At 64.7% G+C, this 1,934-nt stretch carries 1 protein-coding gene; it reads left to right on the forward strand.

Annotation, left to right across the window (positions count from 1 at the left end):
* Window positions 1-1,934 (forward strand): transketolase (gene tkt / locus CYR32_RS21135; RefSeq protein ID WP_206602473.1); only part of this gene is annotated, 1,934 nt, incomplete at both ends.

Raw genomic sequence — 1,934 nt, forward strand, 5'->3', positions numbered from 1 at the left:
CTGAGCATGGATGGGGTGCAGAAAGCCAAATCCGGCCACCCCGGCGCCCCGATGGGCATGGCTGATATTGCCGAAGTGCTGTGGCGTGACTACCTGAACCACAACCCGGTGAACCCGCACTGGGCTGACCGCGACCGCTTCGTGCTCTCCAACGGCCACGGCTCGATGCTGATTTACAGCCTGCTGCACCTCTCCGGCTACGACCTGCCGATTGAAGAGCTGGCGAACTTCCGCCAGCTGCACTCCAAGACCCCGGGCCACCCGGAGTACGGCTACACCGCAGGCGTCGAGACCACCACCGGCCCGCTGGGCCAGGGCATTGCCAACGCCGTGGGCATGGCGATTGCCGAGCGCACGCTGGCGGCGCAGTTCAACCGCCCGGGCCATGACGTCGTTGACCACCAGACCTATGTGTTCCTGGGTGACGGCTGCATGATGGAGGGTATCTCCCACGAGGTCTGCTCGCTGGCCGGCACCATGAAGCTCGGCAAGCTCACCGCCTTCTATGATGACAACGGTATCTCGATTGACGGCCACGTTGAGGGCTGGTTCACCGACGACACCGCGGCCCGTTTCGAAGCCTACGGCTGGCACGTGGTGCGCGGCGTGGACGGCCACGACGCGGACGCCATCAAAGCGGCGATTGAAGAAGCGCACAAGGTCACGGACAAGCCGTCCCTGCTGATGTGCAAAACCGTGATTGCGTTCGGCTCGCCGAACAAAGCCGGTACCCATGACGCGCACGGCGCGCCGCTGGGTGACGACGAAGTCGCGGCGACCCGCAAGGCATTGGGCTGGACTCACGCCCCGTTTGACATCCCGCAGGACATCTACGCCCAGTGGGACGCCAAAGAAGCAGGCCAGGCCAAAGAGCAGGCGTGGAACGAGAAGTTCGCCGCTTACGAGAAAGCCTTCCCGGAGCTGGCGGCCGAGTTCAAGCGCCGCGTCAGCGGTGAGCTGCCGGCGAACTGGGCTGAAGAGTCCAAAAAGTTCATCGCGAAGCTGCAGGCCAACCCGGCCAACATCGCCAGCCGCAAGGCGTCGCAGAATGCGCTGGAAGCGTTCGGCAAACTGCTGCCGGAGTTCCTGGGCGGCTCGGCTGACCTGGCACCCAGCAACCTCACCATGTGGTCCGGCTCGAAAGCGCTGGGCGACGACGCAGGCGGCAACTACATCCATTATGGCGTGCGCGAGTTCGGCATGACCGCCATCACCAACGGTATCGCGCTGCACGGCGGCTTCCTGCCGTATTCCGCGACCTTCCTGATGTTCGTGGAGTATGCCCGCAACGCGGTACGCATGGCGGCGCTGATGAAAATCCGCAACGTGTTCGTCTACACCCATGACTCCATCGGCCTGGGCGAAGACGGCCCGACCCACCAGCCGGTAGAGCAGCTGGCGAGCCTGCGCGTGACCCCGAACATGAGCACCTGGCGCCCGTGTGACCAGGTGGAGTCTGCGGTGGCATGGCAGTACGCCATTGAGCGCAACGACGGCCCGGCGGCGCTGATTTTCTCCCGCCAGAACCTGGCACAGCAGGCGCGCACCGAGGCGCAGCTGGCGGACATCGCCCGCGGCGGCTATGTGCTGAAAGACTGCGACGGCACGCCGGAGCTGATTCTGATTGCCACCGGCTCCGAAGTGGCGCTGGCGGTCAGCGCCTTTGACCAGCTCACTGCTGAAGGCCGCCGCGTGCGCGTGGTCTCCATGCCGTCCACCGACGCCTTCGACAAGCAGGACGCGGCTTACCGCGAGTCCGTGCTGCCGAAAGCGGTGAGTGCGCGCGTGGCGATTGAAGCGGGTATCAGCGACTACTGGTACAAGTATGTCGGCCTGAACGGCGACGTGGTGGGCATGACCACCTTCGGCGAGTCCGCCCCGGCTGACCAGCTGTTCACGATGTTCGGCTTCACCGTGGAAAACGTGGTAGAGAA

The sequence above is a fragment of the Chimaeribacter coloradensis genome (assembly GCF_002858715.1).
GTDB classification, from domain to species: domain Bacteria; phylum Pseudomonadota; class Gammaproteobacteria; order Enterobacterales; family Enterobacteriaceae; genus Chimaeribacter; species Chimaeribacter coloradensis.